The organism is Flavonifractor sp. An9 (genome assembly GCF_002161245.1).
GTDB lineage: Bacteria > Bacillota > Clostridia > Oscillospirales > Oscillospiraceae > Flavonifractor > Flavonifractor avicola.
The window spans coordinates 1-950 of record NZ_NFHC01000056.1; the positions used below are offsets into that span (position 1 = coordinate 1).

The window sequence follows — 950 nt, forward strand, 5'->3', positions numbered from 1 at the left end:
AGCGCGTATGAAGTCAGTGGCAATAGACCCGAAACCGGGTGACCTATCCATGGGCAGGTTGAAGTGGGGGTAAAACCCCATGGAGGACCGAACACACGCCCGTTGCAATGGTCGGTGATGACCTGTGGATAGCGGTGAAATTCCAATCGAACTCGGAGATAGCTGGTTCTCCCCGAAATAGCTTTAGGGCTAGCGTTAACTTAGATTACCGGAGGTAAAGCACTGAATGGGCTAGGGGCCGATAAGGTTACTGAACCCTATCAAACTCTGAATGCCGGATAATTGATGGTTAGCAGTCAGTCTACGTGAGATAAGTCTCGTGGACAAAAGGGAAACAGCCCAGACCCACAGCTAAGGTCCCAAAGATACGCTAAGTGGAAAACGATGTGGAGTTGCGAAAACAACCAGGATGTTGGCTTAGAAGCAGCCACTCATTAAAAGAGTGCGTAATAGCTCACTGGTCGAGTGACTCTGCGCGGAAAATATAACGGGGCTAAGCGTAACACCGAAGCTTGGGCTGCGCAGCAATGCGCGGGGTAGGGGAGCGTCGTGTACGGGGTGAAGTCGTAGCGGAAGCAGCGGTGGACTTTACACGAGTGAGAATGCCGGAATGAGTAGCGAGAATTATGTGGGAATCATAATGGCCGAAAATCTAAGGTTTCCTGGGGAAGGTTCGTCCGCCCAGGGTAAGCCGGGAGCTAAGGCGAGGCCGAAAGGCGTAGTCGATGCACATACGGTTGAAATTCCGTAGCCACCGAACCTTAAGCACACTGACACATGGAGATAGCGGGACCCGGGCGTTGGTTGACCCGGGCGTAAGGGACCGAAATTAAGTAGGGAAGTCCGCGATGCTCTGTGGCGAGAAAAGGTGTGTGGTATGCTAAGGTGCCCGTACCGCAAACCGACACAGGTAGATGAGGAGAGAATCCTAAGGCCAACGGGAGAAGGGT

1 rRNA gene is annotated in these 950 nt (G+C 52.8%); it reads left to right on the top strand.

What is annotated here, in order from left to right:
• Window positions 1-950: ribosomal RNA gene (locus B5G40_RS16550) — 23S ribosomal RNA — on the top strand; the annotation flags it as partial.